The following is a 22,003-nucleotide window of genomic DNA, read 5'->3' as shown; positions in this document are numbered from 1 at the left end:
CCCACCCCATCGACGGTGCCCCCTCCATCGGGGGCCCGTGCCGATGGTGTGCGCCGTCGCGCGGTCGGCACCGCGCGGCCGCCCGGTCGCCGAAGCGCCGGACGGCCGCTGACGAACCGGCCGGCGATGGGCGAGGTCCTGACCCGGATGCTGGTCCGGGAAGGTTTCTGCGTGGTCCGCGAACGGAGTGCACCGGCGTTCCGGAACACCTCAGGGGATTCGGCGGTCTGCACGGCGGTCTGGCCCTCCCCCTCGTCGCGGGAGCCATGGGCGAGCACGCCGAGGGGCGTGAACTGGTCAGTGCGACCGGCCGGTTCGGGCGGGCGATCGACGCCCCCTTCCGGGTCGAGACCGTGCCGGGTCACACCGGCCGGTCGAGTGCGACCGTGTCCGGACGCATCGAATCCGAACGAGGCCCGCTGCTCGACTCCCGGGCGGTCTTCGCGGGGAAATCCGGAGGCGTTTCCTGGCCCGTCGTGGAGTTACCCGCTCCGGAAGTGCCGGGCCCCGGGGAGTGCGAAACGTTCGCCGTTCCGAAGGAATTCGTGCCGATCTCGACCAGTACGGAGATCGGACCGGTGGGCTCCGCCCGCCCCTGCGCGGGCGGCGCGGAGGCCGAGCTGGTCGCCTGGGTCAGACTGACCGAGGACGACCTTCCGCCCGACGCCCTGCGCTTCGTCTTCCTCGTGGACGCGCTCGCCCCCTCCTGTTCCGCGGTGCTCTCGACGCTCGCGCCCGTGCCGACCGTGGAGATCACGGTCCGCCCCGCGGCGGGCCTGGCCGCGGCGTCCTCGCCCTGGCTGCTGCTCAGGGCCACGACCCGGCAGGCCGACCCCTCCGGCTGGTCCTCGGAGTGGGTCGACACCTGGGGACGGGACGGTACGCACCTGGGGTCGGCCCAGCAGCTGAGGGTGGTCCGCGGCGGCTGACCCCGGTGCGGTAGGGGGCGATCGGTGCGGTGCCGAGGGCGGTTCCTGTGGCGCCGGGAGGCGACCGTCGCAGAGCCGGGGCGGTCGTTACGGCGCCGGAGGACGGGCCGTGACGGTGTCGGGCACGGCCCGGCCCGCACCGGAGCGTCCGCCGGCTGTCAGAGGCTCCCCGGCGGCCCCGGTGGCCCCGGCCTCCCTGGCCAGGTACCCCATCACCGCCGCCCCGGCGGCGAGCGCCGCGACCGTGGTGAGCGCGGTCGGCAGGGAGAACCAGTCGGCGAGGAACCCGATCGAGGGCGGGCCGAGCAGCATCCCGCCGTACCCGAGGGTGGACGCGGTCGCCACCCCGCCGGGCCCGGCGAGCGCGCCGGCGCGGGCCACCGCGACGGGGAAGATGTTGGCGAGGCCGAGGCCGGTCACGGCGAAGCCGAGAAGCGCGGCCCAGACGGTCGGCGCGAGCGCACCGAGCAGCATGCCCGCGGCGGCGGTCGCACCGCCCGCGACCAGGGTGCGGGTCTGGCCGAGGCGTTCGAGGAGCGCGGTGCCGGAGAGCCGGCCGACGGTCATGGTCAGCGCGAACATGGAGTACCCGGCGGCGGCCACCCCGGGGTGCGCGTGCAGGTCCTGGGTGAGGTGGAGGGCGCCCCAGTCGGCGAGCGCGCCCTCGCCGTACGCCGTGCAGAGCGCGATCGTGCCGAAGAGGAGGACCGTACGGCGCGAGGCCGGGGTGCCCGGTCGCGGGCCGGAGGCGGCGGCCGGTGCCGGCAGGGGCTCGGGCGGGGCGGGGGAGGGGTGGCGCAGGAGCACGGGTCCGGCGACGCCCGTCAGGGCCAGGCCGACGAGCGTGAGCCCGAGGAGGTGGACGGTGGGGGAGAGGCTCCCGGCGAGCAGCCCGCCGAGCCCGGCCCCCAGCATGCCGCCGAGGCTGAACGCGGCGTGGAAGCCCGGCATCACGGGGCGCCGCAGCGCGGTCACGACGTCCACGGCCGCGCTGTTCATGGCGACGTTGATGCCGCCGTACGCGGCGCCGAAGACCAGCAGGACGAGCCCGAGGGCGAGCGGGGAACGGGTGAGCGCGGGCAGGGCGACGGAGAGCGAGAGGAGGACGGCGGTGGCGACGGTGACGGCGTGGGAGCCGTACCGGCGGCAGAGCCGCCCGGTCAGCGTCATGGTCACCACGGCGCCCGCCGACACCCCGAGGAGCGCCAGGCCGAGGTCGCCGGCGGAGGCGCCGGTCTGCTCCTTGACGGCGGGGATCCGGACCACCCAGCCGGCGAACAGGAAGCCGTCGAGGGCGAAGAAGAGGGTCAGGGCGAAGCGGAGGCGGGACAGGGAGCGGGCGGCGGTGTCTCCGCCGGAGCCCCCCGAGGCGGCCGTCCGTACTTTGTTCAGTAGCGGCACAAAGTCAGGATAGGGGCGGGGGGCGGGGGAAGCAACCGGCCCGCGAGGTCGGGAGCGCCGTCCGATCATGGGAGACTCGCCCCCATGAACGGCAAGGCGACGACGACCCGGACACGGCTGGACAGGGGGCGCAGCGCGCTCGGCCCCGCCCTTGAGCTGGTGCACACCGGCAGGGCGCCGACCCGGGCCGTCCTCACCGCCGAACTCGGCGTCACCCGCGCCACCGCCGGGGCCGTCGCCGCCGAGCTGGAGGCCCTCGGCCTCATCAGGGTCGACTCCAACCCGGGCGCCGCGGCCGGCTCCCAGGGCCGCCCCTCGCACCGGCTCGCCGTCGACGAGAAGGGCCCCGTCGCCCTCGCCGCGCAGGTCCACCCGGACGGCTTCCGGGCCGCGCTCGTCGGCCTCGGCGGCACGATCGTCGCCACGGCCCCCGGCAGCGTCGTCGTCTCCGCCGACCCCGCCCAGGTCCTCGGGGCCGTGGTCGACGCCGGAGCGGCCCTCCTGGCGGAGAGCGGCCGCCGCTGCGTCGGCGCCGGCCTCGCCGTGCCCTCCGCGGTCGCCGAACCCGAGGGCACCGCCCTCAACCCGCTCCACCTCGCCTGGCCCGCCGGCGCGCAGGTCCGCCAGATCTTCGCCGAACGGGTACGGGAAGCGGGCATCGAGGGCCCCGCCTTCACCGGCAACGACGTGAACCTCGCCGCCCTCGCCGAGCACCGCCACGGCGCGGGGCGCGGCGCCCGGGACCTGCTCTGCGTGGCCACCGGCCACCGGGGCGTCGGCGGCGCGCTCGTCCTCGACGGGCGCCTGCACACCGGCAGCGCGGGCCTCGCCCTGGAGGTCGGCCACCTGACGGTGAACCCGGAGGGCGGCCCGTGCCACTGCGGCGGCCGGGGCTGCCTCGACGTCGAGACCGACCCGCTCGCCTTCCTCACGGCCGCCGGCCGCGTCCCCGGCCCCGAGGTCTCGCTGCTCCAGCAGTCCCGCGACCTGCTGCGCACCAGCCCGGACGACCCGGGCGTCCGGGTCGCCGTCGGGGAGCTGATCGACCGTCTGGGACTCGGCCTCGCCGGTCTGGTGAACATCCTCAACCCGGACCGGATCATCCTCGGCGGCCTCCACCGCGAACTCCTCGACGCCGATCCCGAGCGCCTCCGCGCGGTCGTCGCCGACCGCAGCCTCTGGGGCCGCAGCGGCGGCGTGCCGATCCTCCCCTGCACCCTGGACCACAACAGCCTCGTGGGCGCCGCCGAACTGGCCTGGCAGCCGGTCCTGGACGACCCCCTGACGGCCCTCTCCCGCGAACCGGTCTGAGGAAGCCGCCCGACTTACTCCCGGCGCCCTTCGAGCAGCGCCGCAAGCCGGTCCAGGGCCATGCGGGTGCCGGTCTCGTTGTCGGCGGCGGGGATCGCGTCCGGGACGCCCTCGTGGACGACCAGGACCTCGGTGCCGCCGCCGTCCGGGACCAGGGTCGTCGTCAGGGTCATGGCGCCGCGCAGCAGCGGGTCCGCCGTCTCGAACTCGACGACCTCGACGACCCGTTCGTCCGGTACGAGCTCCACGAAACGGCCGTGGTACGTGTCGGTGCGCGGCCCCGACTTCCCGGTGCCGTCCTCCCCCTCGTACCGCAACGAGACCCGGAACGCGCCTCCCTCGCGTGCGTCGAACTCGTGCACCCGGCAGGTCATGCCGTACGGCACGCGCCAGCGTGCGACGGCCTCCGGGTCGAGGAGCGTCCGGTAGACGGTCAGGGGCGGGGCGTCGACGTGGCGGGACACGCGCGTGGTGTACACCCTTCCCAGGCTAGGGCCCCTGCGGTGTTCGCGCCCGTACCCGAGGCCGGGGGCCGGGAGCGGACCGAAAACCGGTGGGCCCGGCCGACCGGACGACGTACCGTTCCGCCCCATGACCTCTCCCGACCACGCCCTCCCCCCGCGCCTCGGCAGCCTGACCTTCCACGGCCCGCTCTCCGAGGCTCGCGCCGCCCGCATCCTGGGGCGGCTCGCCGCCGCCGGACCCGCCGACGTGCTCGACATCGGCTGCGGCTGGGGCGAGTTGCTCCTGCGCCTGCTCGAAGCGGCTCCCGGGGCCGAGGGGGTCGGGATCGACATCGACGCCGAGGACCTGGCCCGGGGCCGCGCCCTCGCCGAGGAGCGCGGGCTCGCCGGCCGCGTGGCCTTCGTGGAGGAGTCGGCGCTCGGCACCGGCCGGGGCCCCGTCGACACGGTCCTCTGCCTCGGCTCCGGACAGGCGCTCTGCGACCCCGACCTGCCGCACGACCCCGCCGTCGCCCTGCGCGAGCTCCGCCGGCTCGTCCGGCCCGGCGGCCGCGTCGTCCTGGGGGAGGGCTTCTGGGAGCGCACCCCCACCGGGGCCGAACTGGCCGGCATGTGGCCCGGCGCCCGCGCCGACGACCACCTCTCCCTCGGCGCCCTGGTCGACCTCGCGATCGGGGCCGGGTTCCGGCCCGCGTGGATCGAGACGGCGAGCGCCGAGGAGTGGGAGGAGTTCGAGTCCGGCTACCGGTACGACACGGAGGTCTGGCTCGCCGCGCACCCCGGCCACCCGCTCGCCGCCGAGACGCGCGAGCGCGTCGACCGGCAGCGCTCCGGCTGGCTGAACGGCTACCGGGGCGTCCTCGGCATCGCCTATCTGACCCTCGTGGCCGTGGCCGAGGACTGAGCGCTTCCGCCGCCCCCGCGGGCCTCAGCCCGCCCGGCCCGCCAGGACCGGGCGGGCGGCCGCCACCGCGGGGGCGGGGCTCAGAACCGGTTCGGCAGGGGTGCCGAGGGGCACGGCGGGGACCCGCTCGTACCCGGTGAAGGGGCCGCCGGTCGCGGCGCCGCACACGACTTCCTCGCGCGTCTCGACGGGACCGCCCGCGGGCGGCGCCGCGAGGGTGAACCACACGACCTTCCCGTCGTCCCCGCACGGCCGGACGCCCCAGCTCTCGCTGACCGCCCCGACGAGGGCGAGGCCCCGGCCGGACGTGGCGAGGCCGTCGGCCGGTCCGCCGACGGAGCCGTCGGCCGGGTCGCCGAACGGACCCTCGGTCCGCGGCAGGCGCGGGTCGTGGTCCCTGACGGAGACCGTGAGGCGGTCGAGCAGCAGCTCGACCTCCACGGTGCACCGCTTGTCCGGCCGGGCGTGCCGGTGGACATTGGTCAGGAGCTCGGTGACTCCCAGGAGGGCATGGTCGACCAGGGCGTCGAGATGCCAGTGGCGCAGATGCGCCGAGACAATCCTGCGGATCTGTCCGATCCGCTGCGGCAGGGCCTGGAGCTCCACCGCGTAGTACCTGCTCGGTTCGCTGATCACGGCTGCGACTCCCCGAAGTAGTCCGGAAGAAGACGAAGGTGCGGATCTCTCATGCGGTCCAGCGGGGCGGTGGCCACGACGTACTGTCACCGCCCGTCAACCCTCGGTGAGCTGGTTCCAGCGTGGGCCAGAGGTGACCGTCCCGCAACTCACGGCGAGCCGTACCAGGTCGGGGGCGCCGCGCACCCCCGGCGTCAGCGCCGCCCCGCCGCCCGCTTGAGCGCGGCCAGGAAGCGCCCCGTCTCCTCCGCTTCCTCCGACTTCCCGGAGTCCCCGGAGATTGCGGAGCTTCCGGAGTCCCCGGAGGCCGCGGCCCCGCCGTCCCGGCCGTTCTTGTGCAGCGTCAGCCGGTACCGGGTGCCGTTCACGGTCGCCACCGCCTCGTCCGGCCCCGCGAACCACGGGCGCCCCGCCCGCACCGCCGTCACCGGCGCGCTGTCGATCTCGCTGCCGTAACTGGTGAGCAGGGCGAGCCGCCCGTCCTCGATCCGCACCTCGCCCGCGCGCGTCAGCGAGCGCAGCCAGCGGTTGATCTCCACGCCCCTGGCGCTGAACTCGGGTTCCTTCACGCCGATCCGCCCCTTCCCACCCGTTTCCCCCGGGTTGCCGCTCCCAGTGTGCCGGGCCGTCCGCGACCGCACCAGTGGCCCTTCCGCACACCCTTTCGCAAGTCTTCCCTATGGAAGGTCAAAGGGAACGTTTGCCCAGGTGAGAGCGGTATCGTCGGCAGTGGAGCACCCGGGGGAGCACCCCCGGGGAAGCGATCGAGGAGAAGCGCGGATGAGCATCACCGAGCGCAGTGCGCAGAACGGTTCGTCGGCCACCGCCGGAGGCGCCGCCACCGCCGTGGCGACCGTCGACGTCGACCGCAGCGACCCCGTCTACCGGGCCTGGCTGAAGGAGGCCGTCCGCAAGGTCCAGGCCGACGCCAACCGCTCGGCCGACACCCACCTGCTGCGCTTCCCGCTCCCCGAGCGCTGGGGCATCGACCTCTACCTCAAGGACGAGTCCACCCACCCCACCGGCAGCCTCAAGCACCGGCTCGCCCGCTCCCTCTTCCTCTACGGCCTGTGCAACGGCTGGATCCGTCCGGACAAGCCCGTCATCGAGGCCTCCAGCGGTTCGACCGCCGTCTCCGAGGCGTACTTCGCGAAGCTCATCGGCGTCCCCTTCATCGCCGTCATGCCCCGCACGACCAGCCCCGAGAAGTGCCGGCTCATCGAGTTCCACGGCGGGCGCTGCCACTTCGTCGACGACTCGCGCACCATGTACGAGGAGTCCGCCGCCCTCGCCGAGCGCACCGGCGGCCACTACATGGACCAGTTCACCTACGCGGAGCGGGCCACCGACTGGCGCGGCAACAACAACATCGCCGAGTCGATGTACCAGCAGCTCCGCCTGGAGCGGTACCCGGAGCCGGCCTGGATCGTGGCCACCGCGGGCACCGGCGGCACCTCGGCGACCATCGCCCGCTACGTGCACTACATGCAGCACGACACCCGGATCTGCGTCGCCGACCCCGAGAACTCCTGTTTCTTCGACGGCTGGACCCACCACGACCCGCACGCCACCGCCGACTGCGGCTCCCGCATCGAGGGCATCGGCCGCCCCCGCATGGAGCCGAGCTTCGTGCCCGGGGCCGTCGACCGCATGATGAAGGTCCCCGACGCGGCGAGCGTGGCCGCCGTCCGCGCCCTGGAGACCGCCATCGGCCGCAAGGCGGGCGGCTCCACCGGCACCGGCCTGTGGAGCGCCTTCAAGATCGTGGCCGAGATGGTCGGGCAGGGGCGCACCGGCAGCGTCGTCACCCTGATCTGCGACCCCGGCGACCGCTACCTCGACAAGTACTACTCCGACGACTGGCTGGCCGCCCAGGGCCTCGACATCGCCCCGTACGCCGCCGCTATCGAGAGCTTCCTGGCGACAGGGGCCTGGCCGGAGTGAGCCGCCGGTCGAGCCGGCGCGCCGCGCCCCGGAAGGACCGGCCGAGGCCCGGCCGCGCGAGCCGCAGCCCGAGCCGGAACGGGGCCGGGCCGTCGGCGGCCATGGTCCACCGCAGCAGCGTGCCCCGCCCGGCGGGGAAGAGGGCCCACTCCTCCGCCATCGCCGTCACCCCGGGGACGTTCGCCGTGTCCACCCGGTAGGCGTAGCGGACCTCGGGCTCGGCGGCCAGGACCGTCTCCTCGAAGGCGATCCCGCCCCGCAGCCGGACGCTGCGGCCCGCCCCGTCGCCCGTCGGGACGGCGGAGACCAGGGCGGTGAACCAGGACGGCGTACTCCCCACCTCCACCGCCAGGGAGCGGTAGACGGCCGAGGGCGGGGCGGCCAGCGTCGCCGTGAACACCAGGCGGACGGGCGCGGACGCGGTGAAGTCGAGCTCCACCGGCCTCAGTCGGCGTGCCATGGACCGGACCTCCGGGGACGCGGGTGGAAGGAGCACCTTAACTGACTTTTCGTCAACAACCCATACAGCGGGCGTGGTTGAGAGGAAAAGGCGTACGAGACCCGGGCCTCACCCCTCCCGCAGCAGCCCGTCCACCGCCCGCCCGAACACCACCCGGCCCGCCCGGGCCAGCACCGGATCGAGGACCCGCGGCACGCCCCGTACCGTCAGCTCCTCCGTCCACACCACCCGGCAGCCCCCGCCGGACGCCTCCGCCACCTCGATCAGCGCCCAACCCCGTACGAAACGGCCGTACTTCTCCAGGCGGCACGCGCCGGGACGGCCCGCCGTCGGGGGTTCCCAGCGCACGACCTCCATCGGGTCGTCGAAGGACAGGCGGCCGATCCCGGTCCGGGCGGTGAACCGGGTGCCCACGCCGTTCGGTCCCGGCGTCAGCACCCGCGTCCGGGTCAGCGGCACCAGGCGCCCGTGCGCAGGCCAGTCCGTGAGCCGCCGCCACGCCTCCTCCGGCGCCAGCGGCACGGTCCGCTCGACCCGGAACGGGCTCACGCCCGCTCCTCGCCCGCCACCACGAGCCCCGGCACGTGCTCCGCCACCTCCGCCCGCACCTCCCCGGGCAGGCCCCCGTCCGTCACCCAGGTGTCCACCTCGTCCAGGGCGGCGAACGAACTCAGGCCCACCGTCCCCCACTTGGTGTGGTCGGCGACCACCACCACCCGGCGCGCCGAACGCATCAGGCAGGTGTTCGTCTCCGCCTCCGCCAGGTTCGGCGTCGACAGACCGGCCTCCACCGAGACGCCGTGCACCCCGAGGAAGAGCAGGTCGAAGTGGAGCGAGCGGATCGCCCGGTCCGCCACCGGCCCCACCAGGGCGTCCGACGGCGTGCGCACCCCGCCCGTCAGGACCACCGTCGCCGCCCCCCGCCGCGCCTCGCCCGCCCGCCCCGCCTCGTGGAACACGTCCGCGACCCGCACCGAGTTGGTCACCACCGTCAGGTCCGGCACGTCCAGCAGGTGCCGGGCCAGCGCGTAGGTCGTCGTCCCGCCCGACAGGGCCAGCGCCGTGCCCGGCGCCACCAGGGCCGCCGCCGCCCGCGCGATCTCGTCCTTGGCGCTCGGTTCGAGCACCGACTTGGCCTCGAAGCCCGGCTCGTGGGTGCTCGCCTCGACCACCGGGACGGCCCCGCCGTGCACCTTCGACAGCACGCCCTGCCGGGCCAGCGCGTCCAGGTCGCGGCGGATCGTCATGTCCGAGACGCTCAGACGGCGGGTCAGCTCGTTGACCCGTACACCGCCGCGCCGCCGGACCTCGTCGAGGATCAGGGCGCGCCGCTGCTCCGCGAGGAGGTTCTGGTTGTCAGTCACCGCCGGGGCCGGTCCTTCCGCAGGGGACAAGGGATATGGGGATGAGGGTGAAATTCGGTGAGGGACCGTGCGCGGCCGCACGACCGTCCGCGATCCTGTCTCCGACGTCGCATCTTCCCACCCCATGAGGGAGCCGCCCCAGTGTCCCCTGCCACACCCGCCCCGGAGAGCGGGGACGCGGCGCTCGAACTCCTCGTCCACGGAGTCGGCGGCGCCACCCCCCAGGACATGCTCGACGACCCCAGGACCGTACGGATCACCGGGGACCGGACCGCCGCCGTGTACCGGCGGACCGAGGACGCCGACGCCGAGGACCATCCCGAGCGGTACGCCGGGCGCCCGGTCCCGGAGGCGTACTGCTGGTCCAACCTCACCTCCGGAGACGGCACCCGCGCGTTATGGCTGCTGCTCCTGCCCTTCATGGTCGCCAACCTCGCGCACTGGATGCGTCCGCCCGCCCCGAGCGGCCACCGGCTCGCCCGGCTCTACGGGGTCCTCGTCCGCCTCGTCGCCCTCACCCTCACCGTGCTGCTCACCGCCGCCGTCTGCGAGGTCGCGCTCGACCTGACGGCCTGGCAGTGCGCCGCCGCCCCCGCCTGCGTCGACTCCGCCTCCTGGCTGGGCTTCCTCTCCGCCGAGCGCGGCGGCTGGTGGTCCGCGCCCGGCCGCCGCCTCGCCGTCGCCGCCCTCGTCCCGACCGCCCTCGTCGGCCTGCTCTGGTACCTGTCCAACCGGACCTGGAGCGCGTACGAGGCCCAGCGCCCGCCCACCGGACACGACACCCCGGCGGAACCGCAGGACGTCCCCGGCCCCGCCGGACCCCGCGCCGCCCTCGGCCGCCCCGGCTTCTGGTACGGCCGCCGCCTCGTCGCCCGGCTCAGGGCCGCCCACACCGCCGCCGGGTTCCTCACCGTCGCCGCCGCCCTCGTCACGGCCGCCGCCCGCCACGACACCGCCGCCCCCGGGACCGGGGCCGTCCTCGGCCGGACCCTCCAGGCCGCCGTCGCCGCCTTCGCCGTCGTCCTCCTCTGGGTCGTCTGCCGGCGCGGGCGCAGCGAGAACCACCTCGACCTGCGGCTCGAACGCGCCCTGGTCTCCTGGCTGCCCGGCGCCTCCCTCGCCCTGCTCGCCGCCGCCGCCCTCTACGCGGGCTGGTCCCGCCCCGGCTGGACCTCCTCCGGCACCCTCCCCGGCGACGCCGTCTTCACCGCCCTCACCGTCGCCCAGGGCGCCCTCGTCGTCGCCCTCGGCGCGGTCGCCCTCCTCCTCCAGCGCCCCCGCCGCGACCCCCGCACCGCCCTGTACGGACTCGGCGGACCCGCCGTCGCCATGCTCGCCTGCGCCCTCGGCGGGGTCATGTCCGGCGGCGTCGCCCAGCGCGTCGCCGACTGGCTCGACGGACCGGCCACCCCCGGCATGGGCGACCCGGGACCCCGGATAAGCCCGCCCGTCCTGCTCAGCTGGCAGGCGTCCGTCATCCCCGTCCTCCTCCTGCTCCTCGCCGTGCCCGCTGCCCTCCTCGTCGCGCGGACCGTGCTCGCCGCCCGGCGCCTGCGCCCCGAGGTCGAGGCCGACTACGGGGCCGGCGACGAGCGCGACCCGGTCCGTACGGGACGGATCGCGACCGTCCGGGCCCGGGCCGGGCTCACCGACTCCGCGCCCGTCCTCGTCGGCGTCGTCTCCGGCGCCACCCTGCTCCTCGGGGCCGCCTCCGTCGCCGGCGCCTGGGCCAGCGGGAACGTGCCCGGCCGGGCCTTCGACGGCGCCCACCCCGCCGTCGCCGCCCTGGCCTCCGCCACCCAGGCCCTCGGCTCCTGGATGATCGGCTTCGGCTTCCTGCTCTTCGTCACCTGGGGCCGGCGCGCCTACCGGGACCCCTCCGCCCGCCGCACCATCGGCATCCTCTGGGACGTCGGCACCTTCTGGCCCCGCGCCGCCCATCCCTTCGCCCCGCCCTGCTACGCCGAGCGCGCGGTCCCCGACCTCACCTGGCGGATGAGCTCCTGGACCCGGCGCACCGGCGGCCGGCTCGTCATCTCCGGGCACTCCCAGGGCAGCGTCCTCGCCGCGGCCGCCGTCTGGCAGCTCGAGCAGGCCACCCGCCGCCGGGTCGCCCTGCTCACCTACGGCTCACCCCTGGAGCGGCTCTACGGACGCTGGTTCCCGGCCTACTTCGGCCCCGAGGCGCTGGACTCCCTGAACCGCACGGTGTACTGCTGGAGCAACCTCTACCGCGCCACCGACCCGATCGGCGGGCCCGTCCGGGTCGCCGGCGAGGACGGGCGGCCCGCCGTGGACGAGCCGGTCCTGCTCGACCCGGTCGCCTACGGACGCACCCGCGACCACCCGCTGCCCGAACCGATCCTGGGCCACTCCGACTACCAGGCCGACCCGGGCTTCTCCCACTGCCGCACCGGCCTCCTCGACCGCCTCCCGCCCGCCGTCCCCCGGCAGCGCGGGACCGGGGAACCGCCGGAGCCCTCCGGGAAGGCACCCTCAGGGAAGGCGTCCTCAGGGCCGGGGACCTGCGATCCGACGGCTCCCGAGGAGGACGCCTCCGGCCGGGAGGGGATGGATCAGGGCAGCTCGGGCAGGTCGTCCGGATAGAGCAGGGTCAGGTCGTCCGTGCTCGGCTCGTCGAGCGCGGCGACCCGCCCCGCGTGCCGCTCCACCATCGACTCGAAGGTCTGCCGCGCCGTGCGCCCGTTGCCGAAGGCCGGACCCTTGGGCAGCTTCGCGAAGTAGGCGAGCAGCGCCTCGTCCGTGCCCGGGGCGAGCCGGTACTCGTGCTCGTCCGCCTGCTGCCCCACGATCCGCAGCAGCTCCTCCGGCTCGTAGTCGCCGAACGTGATGGTCCGTGAGAAGCGCGAGGCCACCCCCGGGTTCACGGTGAGGAACCGCTGCATCTCCGCCGTGTACCCGGCGACGATCACCACCACCGCGTCCCGGTGGTCCTCCATCAGCTTCACCAGCGTGTCGATCGCCTCGCGCCCGAAGTCGCGGCCCGAGTCCTCCGGGGACAGCGCGTACGCCTCGTCCACGAACAGCACCCCGCCGCGCGCCCGGTCGAAGGCCTCCTGGGTGCGGATCGCCGTCGAGCCGATGTGCTCGCCGACCAGGTCCACCCGGGACACCTCCACCAGGTGCCCGCGCTCCAGGACCCCGAGCGAGGCCAGGATCTCGCCGTACAGCCGGGCCACCGTCGTCTTGCCCGTGCCCGGGTTGCCCGTGAAGACCAGGTGGCGGCGGACCGAGGCCGCCTTGAGCCCGGCCTCCTGGCGCCTGCGTCCCACCTCGATCATGTTGGTGAGGGTCCGCACCTCGTGCTTGACGCTCTCCAGGCCCACCAGGGCGTCCAGCTCGCCCAGCACGTCCTGCGAGGAGCGGGCCTCCGGGGCGGGCTCCGGCGCCGGGGCCGCCGCCGGGGGCCGGGACGCCGGTACGGTGCCGAGCAGCCCGGCCGTCCGCGTCTCCGTCAGGACCGCACCGCCGCCGGCGGGGGAGGAGTCGGGGACGGAGGAGCGGACCGCGCTCTCGTCGCTGGTGCACTCCTCGGCGACCGCGCCCTCCTCCGGGAACTCGTAACCGCCGCGCGCGCACCGCTCCGTACGGCACTTGCGCAGGGTCGTCCGGCAGCCGTCCGTGACGTGGAAGCCGTACCCTCCGCTGCCCGTCACCCGGCAGCCCTGGAAGGTGCCCCGGCCCTCCGCCGACACGTAGAAGCCGGCCTCGGCGGGCGAGGTGACCGTGCACCGCTCGATCGCGGGGTCGGCGCCCTTGGTGACGATGACCCCGGTCTGCACGGAGTCGATGGTGCAGCCGGCCAGGGTGCCGCCGCTGCCGTGGTCCCGGAACCAGGCGCCCGTGGACGCCTCCCGGATGCGGCAGTCGTCGAGCTGGGCGGTCGCCCCGTCGCTCACCGACACCGCCGTGTTCCGCACCTGGGACAGGTCGCTGTCGACCACGTCCACGCGCGAGCCCCGGTCGAGGACGAACAGCGCGTCCGGCACGTCGTGCACCCGGCAGGCGTCCAGGACGGCGGTCGCCCCGTCGCTCACCCACACCGCCGGGTAGTCGCCCGTGCTGTCGTGGATCTCGCACTGGTCGGCGTCCACCCGGGTCCCCGGGTCCCACACCGACAGGCCGTTGCGGCCGAAGCGGCGGACGGTCGACCGGGTGAGCGTCAGGACCGAGCGCGAGCGCAGGTCCACCGCGTTCTCCGGGACGTCGTGGATGTCGCAGTCGGCGAGGGTGAGGACGGCGTCGGTGTCGAGGGTGATGCCGTCCGCCGACGTGCGGTGCACCGAGGAGTCCGTGAGGTGGGCGGTGGCACGGGACGCGATCTGGAGACCGGCGCCCTTGATCTCGTACACCTCGCAGCCCACGCCCTCCAGCGCGCTGCCCTCGCCGGTGACGGCGATCCCGGCGCCGGAGGCGTGGTGCACCCGGCAGCGCTCCAGGCGCGGGTGCGCGCCGCCCCGCACCGAGACGCCCGCCTGCCCGGCGGACACCACCTCGCACTCCTCGAACACCCCGCCCGCGCCGTCCAGTACGGCGATGCCGATCCCGGCCGCGTTGTCGACGGTGCAGCGGCGGACCGTGGGCCGGGCGGCGCCCCGCACCTCGATCCCGGCGGCCGAGCGGGTCATGATCCGCAGGTCGAGCAGCTCGGGCGTGCCCTCCTCGACGAGCAGCGCGGGCGCGGCCACGTCCTGGCCCTCGACGTGCAGGTCCTGGAGGACGGCGGAGGCGCGCACGGTCAGCGGCACGCCGTCCGGGGGCGCGATCCGGACCGGTCCCGCCCCGCCCTCGGGGCCGCGCAGGGTGACGGCCCGCCGCACCACCAGGTTCTCCCGGTAGGTCCCCGGGGCGACGGTGAGCACGTCCCCGTCGCCCGCGGCCTCCAGGGCGGCGGCGAGGGAGGGGTACTCACCCGTGCGGCGCCGCCACCGCGATGTGCCGGTGTGCGTCACCTGGACCGTGCCCTGTGCCATGGGTGTGTCCTGCCCCCGCCTCATGCCTCGCCGCTGATCCGATGCCCCACCGTAGCGCGCGCGGCGGCGTGGGGTTGACGGGTCGCGTACCCCCGTCCGCACCGGGAACGCACCTGGTGCCCGGGGTGCGTCACCGCCGGTCCGGGCCGGTCCGGAGCGGTCGGGACCGGTCGGACCCGGTCAGCTTCCGGCGCCGGTGGGGGCGACGCGAGCCCCGCCCGGAGAAAGGGTCAGTCCAGGATCTCGACGGCGTCGCCGACCCGGACCGTGCCGGGGTGTTCGGGGACGAGGTTCTGCCCGAAGACGAGCCGCCCGTCGCGCTGCCGGTGCCGGGCGAGGGTCCGCAGCGGCTCCTTGCCGCGCGCGCCCGTGAGTTGGTCGGTCGTGGTGACGACGCACCGCCCGGAGGCCCGGGCGACCCGGAAGGTGACCTCTCCGACGCCGATCCGGGTCCAGGCGTCCTCCGCCCAGGGCTCGGTCCCCTCGACGACGAGATTCGGCCGGAACCGGCTCATCGGCAGGGGGCCCTCCTCGGCCCGGTCGCCCAGGGCGATCAGGGAGTTGAGGGCGTCGAGCGAGGCGGTGGTGGTGACGAGCAGCGGATAGGCGTCCGCGAAACTCACCGTCTCGCCGGGCAGCGCGTACACGGGGTCCACCGGGCGCCGGTGCTCGGGCGCGTCCATGTGGATGAGCCGGAAGTCGCCCTCCAGGAACGCCGAGAGCCACGCGGCCGCGTCGGGTCCGGCCGGGACCGCCTCCACGGGCTTGTCGAACACGTCCACCGTGACGGTGGCCGAGGGGTGCGGTACCTCGACCGTCAGCGGCGGGTGCCCCGGTGCGGACAGGACGATCCCGCCGCCGGGAAGCCGTTCGGCGGTGGCCAGCGCCGTCCGGGGGTGACGGCGCTGGGTCACGACCCTGCCCGCCGCGTCGACGACGGTCCAGCGGCGGTCCCCGGCCAGCCCCCAGGGCTGCACCTCGGCCTCCGGGAGGGTCAGCGCGCGCATGGCCTTCACCGGGTGGACGTGGACGGAGCGGAGCGCGGGAGTGGACATGGAGTCATCCTGCCAGCCGCCCCGGCCGGGGAGCCCGCCGATTTACGGGGCTGTTCGCCGGGCCGGTCAGTAACCCCCGCCCTGGTAAGGGCGGTTGTACGGGTCGGCGTACGGAGCGGGCGCCGGGACCGGAGCGGGCCGGGGCGCCGCCGGACGCATCGCCTCGTAGCCGGCGGCCGCCGGACGGGGCTGCTGCTGCGGGTACGGACCGCCCGGGTAGCCGCGCGGGGCCGACGGCTGCTGCGGGATGTACGGGGCCGGGGCCTGCTGCAGGGGCACGGGGGCCATCTGCGGCGAGGGCTGCGGGTAGCCGTAACCGCCGTTGTAGGCGGGGGCGGGCTGAGGGGTGGGCGCCGCCGGGAGGGCGGGCAGCGCCGAGGAGAGCGCCGGCAGGTAGGAGCCGCTTCCACCGGTGGGGAAGCTGCTGCCGGTGTCGTAGGCGGCGGGCACTCGGATCGGGGCGATCTGAGGCGTGCCCCGCTCCGCGACCAGGGAGTCGTAGATCGGGGTGTCCGGGAAGGACGGCGCGGTGTGGTAACCGCCTCCATAGGAGGAGCGGGGGGAGGTCATGGCCATAAGTTAAGCCCACGATGTGCTGCTTGGGGAGACCGAATAGAAGGTTGTTTGACGGGCTTCGTGGAGCCTTGGATCCGCAATCCGAGCGAACGTGACAAAAACGGACGCCCTCTTGTCTCAAGATCACGTAAAAGCCGAGTTCGGAGGGGGTTACCGGCGGGTCGGGGCCCGGTGGCGTCGCGCGGTCCCCCCCGGCATGAAGAGCACATAAAGAAAAAGTGCCGGGAAGGTGCGGGGGCTGATCATGGGCATGATTGGACGCCCTTGATTGACCGCCCCTCGGGTGCCCTGATTCGGCGTCAATCCGGTGTCCGGAGGGTGATGCGCACGCGCCGAATTGACGGCACTACTCCCCGTAAGGGAAATCGCTACCGCCCGTATCGAAAATGCCATTTCCCCCAAGGCCCCTGGTGGGCACGCGCGTTCACCGGTCCGGCGCCGCCTCCGGGCGCGCGTACGTCCGCCCCTTCCACGCCGCGCCCCGGCCCCGGTGGTGTTGCACCGCCGAGTCCACCGTCATCAGCAGATAGAGGAACGCGGTGAACGGCAACAGCGGGGCGAGCCACAGCGGCTGCCGGTAGTGGCGGAGCATCGGCACGTACGACCCCGCCATCGCCGCCCAGGCCGCGCCTCCCGCCCAGGCCGCCGGCGCGTTTCCGGTCGCCGCACCCGCCACCAGGGCCACCGGCGGCACCAGATAGACGACCACGAGCCCCGCGACCGTCCCCAGGAGCAGCAGTGGACTGTGCCGGAGCTGCGCGTACGCGCTCCGGGCCACCATCCGCCACAGCTCGCCGAGCCCCGGATACGGACGGACGCTGTCGACCCGCTCCGCGAGGCCCAGCCAGATCCGCCCGCCGGCCCGCCGCACCGCCCGCGCCAGCGACACGTCGTCGATCACCGCCTGCCGGATCGACTCCGGCACCCCCGCCGCCACCGCCGTCTCCGTCCGCAGCAGCACGCAGCCGCCCGCGGCCGCCGTTGCCCGGGGTCGTGCCCGGTTGATCCAGCGGAAGGGGTAGAGCTGCGCGAAGAAGTAGACGAACGCCGGCACGACCAGGCGCTCCCACATGCTCTCGACCCGCAGCCGGGCCATCTGCGACACCAGGTCCAGGTCGTTTTCCATCGCCGCCGACACGAGGAGGCGCAGGCTGTCCGGCTCATGGGCGATGTCCGCGTCCGTCAGGAGCAGGAACTCCGGTCCACGCGCGCGTGCCAGCGCCATGCCGTGCCGCAGCGCCCACAGCTTCCCCGTCCAGCCCGGCTCCGGCTCGCCCGGCGACGCCACGGTCAGCGGCAGTCCGCCGCACCGGCTGGCCAGCTCGACGGCGAGCGCTCCCGTGCCGTCCGTGCTGCCGTCGTCGACGAGGACCACCTCCGCGACCCCCGGATAGTCCTGCGCGAGCAGCGACGGCAGGCTCAGCGGCAACACCCCGGCCTCGTCCCGCGCGGGCACGACGACCACCACACGCGGCCACGCGGTCGGCTCTTCGCGCGCGTGCCTGACGGTGGGGGCGTCCGGCTTCCCGGCTGCCTCCTCGGGTACGTGCCCGTCGCTGGGGGCGCTCGGTCCCTCGGTCGGCTCCTCGCGCGCGTGTCGGCCGGCGGAGGTGTCCGGCTTCCCGGCCGGCTCCTCGCGTACGTGCCCCCCGATGGGAGCGCCCGGCTCCCCGAGCGGTTCCCCCCGCGGGTGCCCCATGCCGCGCGTCGGCGGCGGCAGCCTCTGGTCCGTGCGCCAGAAGAACCCCTGGCCGAGCAGCAGCCACGCCCAGGCGGCCAGGGAGGCGAACGCGAGCCAGGCAAGGGTGTCCATTCGCGGCAGTCTGCCCCAGAACGCGGGGTACGCAGGGCTCATCGGCTAGGGTGACCGGGTGAAGATCGCGCTCATGGACTCCGGAATCGGCCTCCTCCCGGCGGCGGCCGCGGTGCGCCGGCTCCGGCCGGACGCGGATCTCCTCCTCTCCAACGATCCCGACGGCATGCCGTGGGGACCGCGCACCCCCGAGGACCTCACCGGACGGGCCCTCGCCGTCGCGCTCGCCGCCGCCGAGCACCGCCCGCGGGCGCTGATCGTGGCCTGCAACACCGCCACCGTGCACGCCCTGCCCGCCCTGCGCGCCGCCCTCGAACCGGACATCCCCGTCATCGGCACCGTGCCCGCGATCAAGCCCGCCGCCGCGGGGGGCGGCAAGATCGCCATCTGGGCCACCCCGGCCACCACCGGCAGCGCCTACCAGCGCGGCCTCATCCGTGACTTCGCCGGGGACGCCGAGGTCACCGAGGTGCCCTGCCCGGGCCTCGCGGACGCCGTGGAGCACGCGGACCAGGAGGCCGTGGACCGGGCCGTCGCCGCCGCGGCCGTCCTCACCCCGGCCGACGTCCGCGCCGTCGTCCTCGGCTGCACCCACTACGAGCTGGTCGAGGAGCGCATCCTCGCCGCCCTGGAGGCGCGCGGCCGGGCGGACGACCTCCCGTCCCTCGTCTTCCACGGCTCCGCCGACGCCGTCGCCGCCCAGGCGCTGCGGCGGATCGGCGCCGAGCCCGCCCCCGGCGCCGCCCCCACCGGGACCCTCTCCGTCCTCCTCAGCGGACGCCCCGGCCGACTCCCCGCCGCCGCCCTCGCCTACGCCGAGGGCCGCGGCCTCACGGAGACCGCGTCAGCTCACTGAGCGTGACGGAAACGTTTCTTTCCGGCGCGCTGCCCGGATCGAAACTGGGTATTCTTTCCGATATGAGGGAATATTCCCGGAATCATCGCGCCGACGAACGGACGCCCGACGTCTGGACCGGTCGCGCGACCAACCGCTTCCAGTGGGTGGCCGCCGTGGCCGGTGCCGCCTGCGTGGCCCTGGGAATCGCCCTCGCCGTCCGGCTGCAGTGGACCTCGGGCGTCGCGGCCCTCCTCATGGCGGTGATCGGCTGCGTCACGGTCGGACTGCTCGTCCTCTTCGGCACCCTCGCCTTCGTCCACGTGGCCGTGAAGGTCGACGACCGGGCCATGGAGGTCCGCTGCGGCCACATCGGCCTGCCGCGCCGCCGCATCCCGCTCTCCCACGTCGTCGGCGCCGACTTCGCCCCGAGCGTCACCCCGCGCCACTGGGGCGGCTGGGGCTACCGCTGGCGCCCCGAGAAGGGCACGGCCGTGATCGTCCGGCGGGGCGAGGGGCTGGTCCTGCGCCTGGACGACGGGCACACCTTCACGGTCACCGTCGACGGCGCCGAGTCTGCCGTCCGCGTCATCCGCGACCGCCTGCGCCGCCTCACCCCGCCGGGCCCGCCCGCGGCGACGGGAGCCTGACGGAGCGGGGGACCGGCGGGCGGAGGCCCGACGGGGCCCGCCTCCGGAGGCGGGCGTTCCGCCTCCCCGGGAGGCCGCGTCCGAGCAGGTCGCGAGCCGGTCGGAGGGGTACGTGCCGGGCCGCACCGGACGCCCGCCCGACAGGGGCGCCCCGTAGACTCCGCAGGGTGAGCGCCACCACCACCCCCGTCGACGCCTCCGACACTCCCGTGGACGCGTCCGAAACCGACACCGCACCCGCGCCGGCCCACCGGCTCCGGCGGTTCGCGCGGCCCGCGGCGGCCCTGCTGTCCGGCTTCGTGCTCTACCTGAGCTTCCCGCCGCGCCCCCTGTGGTGGCTCGCGCCGCCCGCCTTCGCCCTGCTCGGCTGGGCCCTGCGGGGCCGCCGGCTGCGCGCCGGCTTCGGCCTCGGGTACCTGGCCGGGCTCGGCTTCCTGCTCCCGCTCCTCGTGTGGACCGGCGAGGAGGTCGGCCCCGTCCCGTGGCTCGCGCTCGCCGCCGTCGAGGCGCTCTTCGTCGCCGCGGCGGGCCTCGGCATCGCGGCCGTCTCCCGGCTCCCGTGGTGGCCCTTCTTCGCCGCCGGGGTGTGGATCCTCGCGGAGGGGGCACGCGCGCGCGTGCCCTTCGGCGGCTTCCCCTGGGGCAAGATCGCCTTCGGCCAGGCCGACGGCCTCTTCCTGCCGCTCGCCGCCGTCGGCGGCACCCCCCTGCTCGGCTTCGCCGTCGCCCTCTGCGGCTTCGGCCTGTACGAGGCGGCCCGCCTGGCCCGCGCCCGATGCGCCCTGGGCGCCTCCGGGGGCCCGGCCACCGCTCCGGGGTCCTCGACTCCGGGCGCCCCTGCCGCCGCTTCCGGCACCGCTACTCCGGGCACCTTCTCCGCCGCTTCCGACGCCTCCGCTTCCGGCGCCACCGCCGCGGGCGCTTCCGCCCCGGACGCCCCCGACGGCACCTCGCCCGCCACCGACGCCGCCCCGCCCCGTACCGCCACCGACGTCGAGACCGGCACCGCACCGCCCCGTACCGGCACCACCGCCGGCCGGGCCGGCACCGGCGGCGCCCCGTCCCGTATCGGTGCCGTCCCCCGCGGTCCGCTCGTCGCCGCCGCGCTCGCCGTGCTCGTCCCGGTCACCGGCGCGCTCGCCGCGCTGCCGCTCGTGGACGACTCCGCCGAGGACGGCACCGCGACCGTCGCCGCGATCCAGGGCAACGTCCCCCGCCTCGGCCTCGACTTCAACGCCCAGCGCCGGGCCGTCCTCGACAACCACGCCGCCCGCACCCGCGAGCTGGCCCAGGCCGTCGAGGAGAAGCGCGAGCCGCAGCCCGACTTCGTCCTGTGGCCCGAGAACTCCTCGGACATCGACCCGTACGCGAACGCCGACGCCGCCGACGTCATCGACGAGGCCGTCCGCGCGATCGGCGCGCCCACCGTGATCGGCGCGGTCGTCGCCCCCGAGACCGGCAAGCTCCGCAACACCCTCATCCAGTGGGAGCCCGGACGCGGCCCGGTCGCCACGTACGACAAGCGGCACGTCCAGCCCTTCGGCGAGTACATCCCGATGCGGCCCCTCGTCCGGATCTTCAACAGCAACGTGGACCGGGTGAGCCGCGACTTCGGCCCCGGAAACAAGATCGGCGTCTTCGACCTCGCGGGGACGAAGGTCGGCCTCGCCACCTGCTACGAGGCGGCCTTCGACTGGGCCGTGCGCGACACCGTCACCCACGGCGCGCAGCTCATCACCGTCCCCAGCAACAACGCCACCTTCGGCCGCAGCGAGATGACCTACCAGCAGCTCGCGATGTCCCGGGTGCGCGCCGTCGAGCACAGCCGGGCGGTCGTCGTGCCCGTCACCAGCGGGGTCAGCGCGATCATCCGCCCCGACGGCGAGGTCGTCGCGCAGACGAGGATGTTCACCCCGGACGTCCTGGTCGAGGAGGTGCCGCTGCGCTCCTCGCAGACCCCCGCGACCCGCATGGGCACCCTCCCCGAGGCCCTGCTCGCGGCGCTCGCCGCCGCCGGCCTCGGCTGGTCGGCACTCCGCTCCGTACGGGCCCGCCGCACGCGGACGGAGTGAGCCGGGGCGACCGGGCCGGACCGGATCGGTGCCGGGGCCAGGGCGGTACCGGGCGCCGGTGACGGCGGGCCGGTCGGAGGCGCCCGTACATGATCTAGGGTCGGCCCATGGCTACTCCTGACTTCATCCGCACCCTGCGCGAGACGGCCGGTCACCAGCTGCTCTTCCTGCCCGGCGTGAGCGCCGTCGTCTTCGACGACCGGGGCCGGGTGCTGCTCGGCCGGCGCGCCGACAACGGGAGCTGGGCGATCATCGGCGGCATCGTCGAGCCGGGCGAGCAGCCCGCCGACTGCGCGGTCCGCGAGGTGTACGAGGAGACCGCCGTGCGCTGCGAGGCCGAGCGGGTCGTGCTCGTCGAGACCCTCCGCAGGCCCGTCGTCTACGCCAACGGCGACCAGTGCCAGTTCATGGACGTGACCTTCCGCTGCCGGGCCGTCGGCGGGGAGGCCCGCGTCAACGACGACGAGTCCACCGAGGTCGGCTGGTTCGACGTGGACGACCTGCCGGAGATGAAGCGTTTCTCCCTCCTGCGGATCGAGAAGGCGCTCGCCGACGACCCCACATGGTTCCGCACCACAGCAACCGGCTGAACTAT

General features: G+C 75.2%; 20 protein-coding genes. 9 read left to right on the top strand and 11 right to left on the bottom strand.

Annotation, left to right across the window (positions count from 1 at the left end):
* The first annotated feature begins 167 nt into the window (after nucleotides 1–167).
* Nucleotides 168–929: an acyl-CoA thioesterase gene (locus CP977_RS04610; RefSeq protein WP_260321855.1), complete on the top strand. Its 762-nt coding sequence runs from the start codon at nucleotides 168–170 to the stop codon at nucleotides 927–929.
* A gap of 87 nt (nucleotides 930–1,016) precedes the next feature.
* On the opposite strand, the gene CP977_RS04605 is transcribed toward CP977_RS04610, so the two are convergent.
* The gene (locus CP977_RS04605; RefSeq protein WP_152369656.1) at nucleotides 1,017–2,330 is read right to left on the bottom strand and encodes an MFS transporter; all 1,314 of its coding nucleotides are present in this window, start codon (nucleotides 2,328–2,330) and stop codon (nucleotides 1,017–1,019) included.
* A gap of 84 nt (nucleotides 2,331–2,414) precedes the next feature.
* Here CP977_RS04605 and CP977_RS04600 point away from each other — a divergent pair, with 84 nt between their 5' ends.
* On the top strand, nucleotides 2,415–3,641 hold the full coding sequence (locus tag CP977_RS04600; protein ID WP_062757810.1) for an ROK family protein: 1,227 nt from the start codon (nucleotides 2,415–2,417) through the stop codon (nucleotides 3,639–3,641).
* A gap of 14 nt (nucleotides 3,642–3,655) precedes the next feature.
* Here the strand turns inward: CP977_RS04600 and CP977_RS04595 are convergent, their stop codons facing one another.
* On the bottom strand, nucleotides 3,656–4,120 hold the full coding sequence (locus tag CP977_RS04595; RefSeq protein ID WP_062757808.1) for an SRPBCC domain-containing protein: 465 nt from the start codon (nucleotides 4,118–4,120) through the stop codon (nucleotides 3,656–3,658).
* Nucleotides 4,121–4,232: 112 nt separating this feature from the next.
* Here CP977_RS04595 and CP977_RS04590 point away from each other — a divergent pair, with 112 nt between their 5' ends.
* Nucleotides 4,233–5,009: an SAM-dependent methyltransferase gene (locus tag CP977_RS04590; RefSeq protein WP_062757805.1), complete on the top strand. Its 777-nt coding sequence runs from the start codon at nucleotides 4,233–4,235 to the stop codon at nucleotides 5,007–5,009.
* A 24-nt stretch (nucleotides 5,010–5,033) separates the two neighbouring features.
* On the opposite strand, the gene CP977_RS04585 is transcribed toward CP977_RS04590, so the two are convergent.
* Together CP977_RS04585 and CP977_RS04580 are read right to left on the bottom strand one after the other, a co-directional pair.
* Nucleotides 5,034–5,645, bottom strand: a complete 612-nt coding sequence (locus CP977_RS04585) for an ATP-binding protein (RefSeq protein WP_109186502.1) — start codon at nucleotides 5,643–5,645, stop codon at nucleotides 5,034–5,036.
* Nucleotides 5,646–5,839: 194 nt separating this feature from the next.
* The gene (locus CP977_RS04580; RefSeq protein ID WP_183953342.1) at nucleotides 5,840–6,214 is read right to left on the bottom strand and encodes a hypothetical protein; all 375 of its coding nucleotides are present in this window, start codon (nucleotides 6,212–6,214) and stop codon (nucleotides 5,840–5,842) included.
* A 211-nt stretch (nucleotides 6,215–6,425) separates the two neighbouring features.
* On the opposite strand from CP977_RS04580, the gene cds1 reads away from it, so the two are divergent.
* A complete protein-coding gene (gene cds1 / locus CP977_RS04575) occupies nucleotides 6,426–7,589 on the top strand; it encodes an L-cysteine desulfhydrase Cds1 (protein WP_208421377.1) in 1,164 nt (387 codons plus the stop codon).
* Here cds1 and CP977_RS04570 read toward each other — a convergent pair.
* From CP977_RS04570 to CP977_RS04560, 3 genes are all read right to left on the bottom strand, one after another.
* Nucleotides 7,549–8,049: an SRPBCC family protein gene (locus CP977_RS04570; RefSeq protein ID WP_109186500.1), complete on the bottom strand. Its 501-nt coding sequence runs from the start codon at nucleotides 8,047–8,049 to the stop codon at nucleotides 7,549–7,551. The two genes, cds1 and CP977_RS04570, sit on opposite strands and share 41 nt — an antisense overlap.
* Before the next feature lie 108 nt (nucleotides 8,050–8,157).
* Nucleotides 8,158–8,598 (bottom strand): SRPBCC family protein, encoded by a 441-nt coding sequence (locus CP977_RS04565; protein ID WP_062757795.1) that lies wholly within the window; start codon nucleotides 8,596–8,598, stop codon nucleotides 8,158–8,160.
* A complete protein-coding gene (locus tag CP977_RS04560) occupies nucleotides 8,595–9,413 on the bottom strand; it encodes a DeoR/GlpR family DNA-binding transcription regulator (RefSeq protein ID WP_062757793.1) in 819 nt (272 codons plus the stop codon). The genes CP977_RS04565 and CP977_RS04560 overlap by 4 nt, the downstream gene beginning before the upstream one ends.
* Nucleotides 9,414–9,554: 141 nt before the next feature.
* Between CP977_RS04560 and CP977_RS04555 the strand changes: the two genes are divergently transcribed.
* Nucleotides 9,555–12,020, top strand: a complete 2,466-nt coding sequence (locus CP977_RS04555) for a hypothetical protein (RefSeq protein WP_152369655.1) — start codon at nucleotides 9,555–9,557, stop codon at nucleotides 12,018–12,020.
* Here CP977_RS04555 and CP977_RS04550 read toward each other — a convergent pair.
* From CP977_RS04550 to CP977_RS04535, 4 genes are all read right to left on the bottom strand, one after another.
* Nucleotides 11,990–14,407 carry a right-handed parallel beta-helix repeat-containing protein gene (locus CP977_RS04550; RefSeq protein ID WP_152369654.1) on the bottom strand — a complete coding sequence of 806 codons (2,418 nt, stop codon included), beginning with the start codon at nucleotides 14,405–14,407 and terminating at the stop codon, nucleotides 11,990–11,992. The two genes, CP977_RS04555 and CP977_RS04550, sit on opposite strands and share 31 nt — an antisense overlap.
* A 230-nt stretch (nucleotides 14,408–14,637) precedes the next feature.
* The gene (locus tag CP977_RS04545) at nucleotides 14,638–15,462 is read right to left on the bottom strand and encodes an MOSC domain-containing protein (protein ID WP_109186498.1); all 825 of its coding nucleotides are present in this window, start codon (nucleotides 15,460–15,462) and stop codon (nucleotides 14,638–14,640) included.
* A 66-nt stretch (nucleotides 15,463–15,528) separates the two neighbouring features.
* Nucleotides 15,529–16,032 carry a DUF6643 family protein gene (locus CP977_RS04540; protein ID WP_062759224.1) on the bottom strand — a complete coding sequence of 168 codons (504 nt, stop codon included), beginning with the start codon at nucleotides 16,030–16,032 and terminating at the stop codon, nucleotides 15,529–15,531.
* Between the two features lie 430 nt (nucleotides 16,033–16,462).
* Complete coding sequence (locus CP977_RS04535) at nucleotides 16,463–17,851, bottom strand: glycosyltransferase (RefSeq protein WP_229991537.1); 1,389 nt, start codon at nucleotides 17,849–17,851, stop codon at nucleotides 16,463–16,465.
* 58 nt (nucleotides 17,852–17,909) lie between these two features.
* On the opposite strand from CP977_RS04535, the gene CP977_RS04530 reads away from it, so the two are divergent.
* The 4 genes from CP977_RS04530 to CP977_RS04510 all read left to right on the top strand — a co-directional run bounded on the left by CP977_RS04530 (nucleotide 17,910) and on the right by CP977_RS04510 (nucleotide 21,998).
* Nucleotides 17,910–18,707, top strand: a complete 798-nt coding sequence (locus CP977_RS04530) for a glutamate racemase (RefSeq protein WP_162603115.1) — start codon at nucleotides 17,910–17,912, stop codon at nucleotides 18,705–18,707.
* A 62-nt stretch (nucleotides 18,708–18,769) separates the two neighbouring features.
* Nucleotides 18,770–19,336 carry a hypothetical protein gene (locus CP977_RS04525; protein ID WP_062757783.1) on the top strand — a complete coding sequence of 189 codons (567 nt, stop codon included), beginning with the start codon at nucleotides 18,770–18,772 and terminating at the stop codon, nucleotides 19,334–19,336.
* Between the two features lie 167 nt (nucleotides 19,337–19,503).
* Nucleotides 19,504–21,408, top strand: coding sequence for an apolipoprotein N-acyltransferase (lnt, locus tag CP977_RS34735; protein ID WP_222987561.1), 1,905 nt, complete (start codon nucleotides 19,504–19,506; stop codon nucleotides 21,406–21,408).
* Nucleotides 21,409–21,515: 107 nt separating this feature from the next.
* On the top strand, nucleotides 21,516–21,998 hold the full coding sequence (locus tag CP977_RS04510) for an NUDIX hydrolase (protein ID WP_109186495.1): 483 nt from the start codon (nucleotides 21,516–21,518) through the stop codon (nucleotides 21,996–21,998).
* Nucleotides 21,999–22,003: the final 5 nt, after the last annotated feature.

Origin of the sequence: Streptomyces cinereoruber, from assembly GCF_009299385.1 — a bacterium.
Classification (GTDB): domain Bacteria; phylum Actinomycetota; class Actinomycetes; order Streptomycetales; family Streptomycetaceae; genus Streptomyces; species Streptomyces bikiniensis.
The sequence above is the reverse complement of the archived record's forward strand: the minus strand, read 5'-3'. Positions and strand labels throughout refer to the sequence as shown.

Bases quoted from the DNA above. Each gene is read 5' to 3' on its own strand.
- CP977_RS04590 (WP_062757805.1), top strand. From the start codon at position 4,233: ATGACCTCTCCCGACCACGCCCTCCCCCCGCGCCTCGGCAGCCTGACC.
- CP977_RS04570 (WP_109186500.1), bottom strand. From the start codon at position 8,049: ATGGCACGCCGACTGAGGCCGGTGGAGCTCGACTTCACCGCGTCCGCG.
- CP977_RS04540 (WP_062759224.1), bottom strand. From the start codon at position 16,032: ATGACCTCCCCCCGCTCCTCCTATGGAGGCGGTTACCACACCGCGCCG.
- CP977_RS04545 (WP_109186498.1), bottom strand. From the start codon at position 15,462: ATGTCCACTCCCGCGCTCCGCTCCGTCCACGTCCACCCGGTGAAGGCC.
- CP977_RS04525 (WP_062757783.1), top strand. From the start codon at position 18,770: ATGAGGGAATATTCCCGGAATCATCGCGCCGACGAACGGACGCCCGAC.
- cds1 (WP_208421377.1), top strand. From the start codon at position 6,426: ATGAGCATCACCGAGCGCAGTGCGCAGAACGGTTCGTCGGCCACCGCC.
- CP977_RS04600 (WP_062757810.1), top strand. From the start codon at position 2,415: ATGAACGGCAAGGCGACGACGACCCGGACACGGCTGGACAGGGGGCGC.
- CP977_RS04535 (WP_229991537.1), bottom strand. From the start codon at position 17,851: ATGGACACCCTTGCCTGGCTCGCGTTCGCCTCCCTGGCCGCCTGGGCG.
- CP977_RS04510 (WP_109186495.1), top strand. From the start codon at position 21,516: ATGGCTACTCCTGACTTCATCCGCACCCTGCGCGAGACGGCCGGTCAC.
- CP977_RS04550 (WP_152369654.1), bottom strand. From the start codon at position 14,407: ATGGCACAGGGCACGGTCCAGGTGACGCACACCGGCACATCGCGGTGG.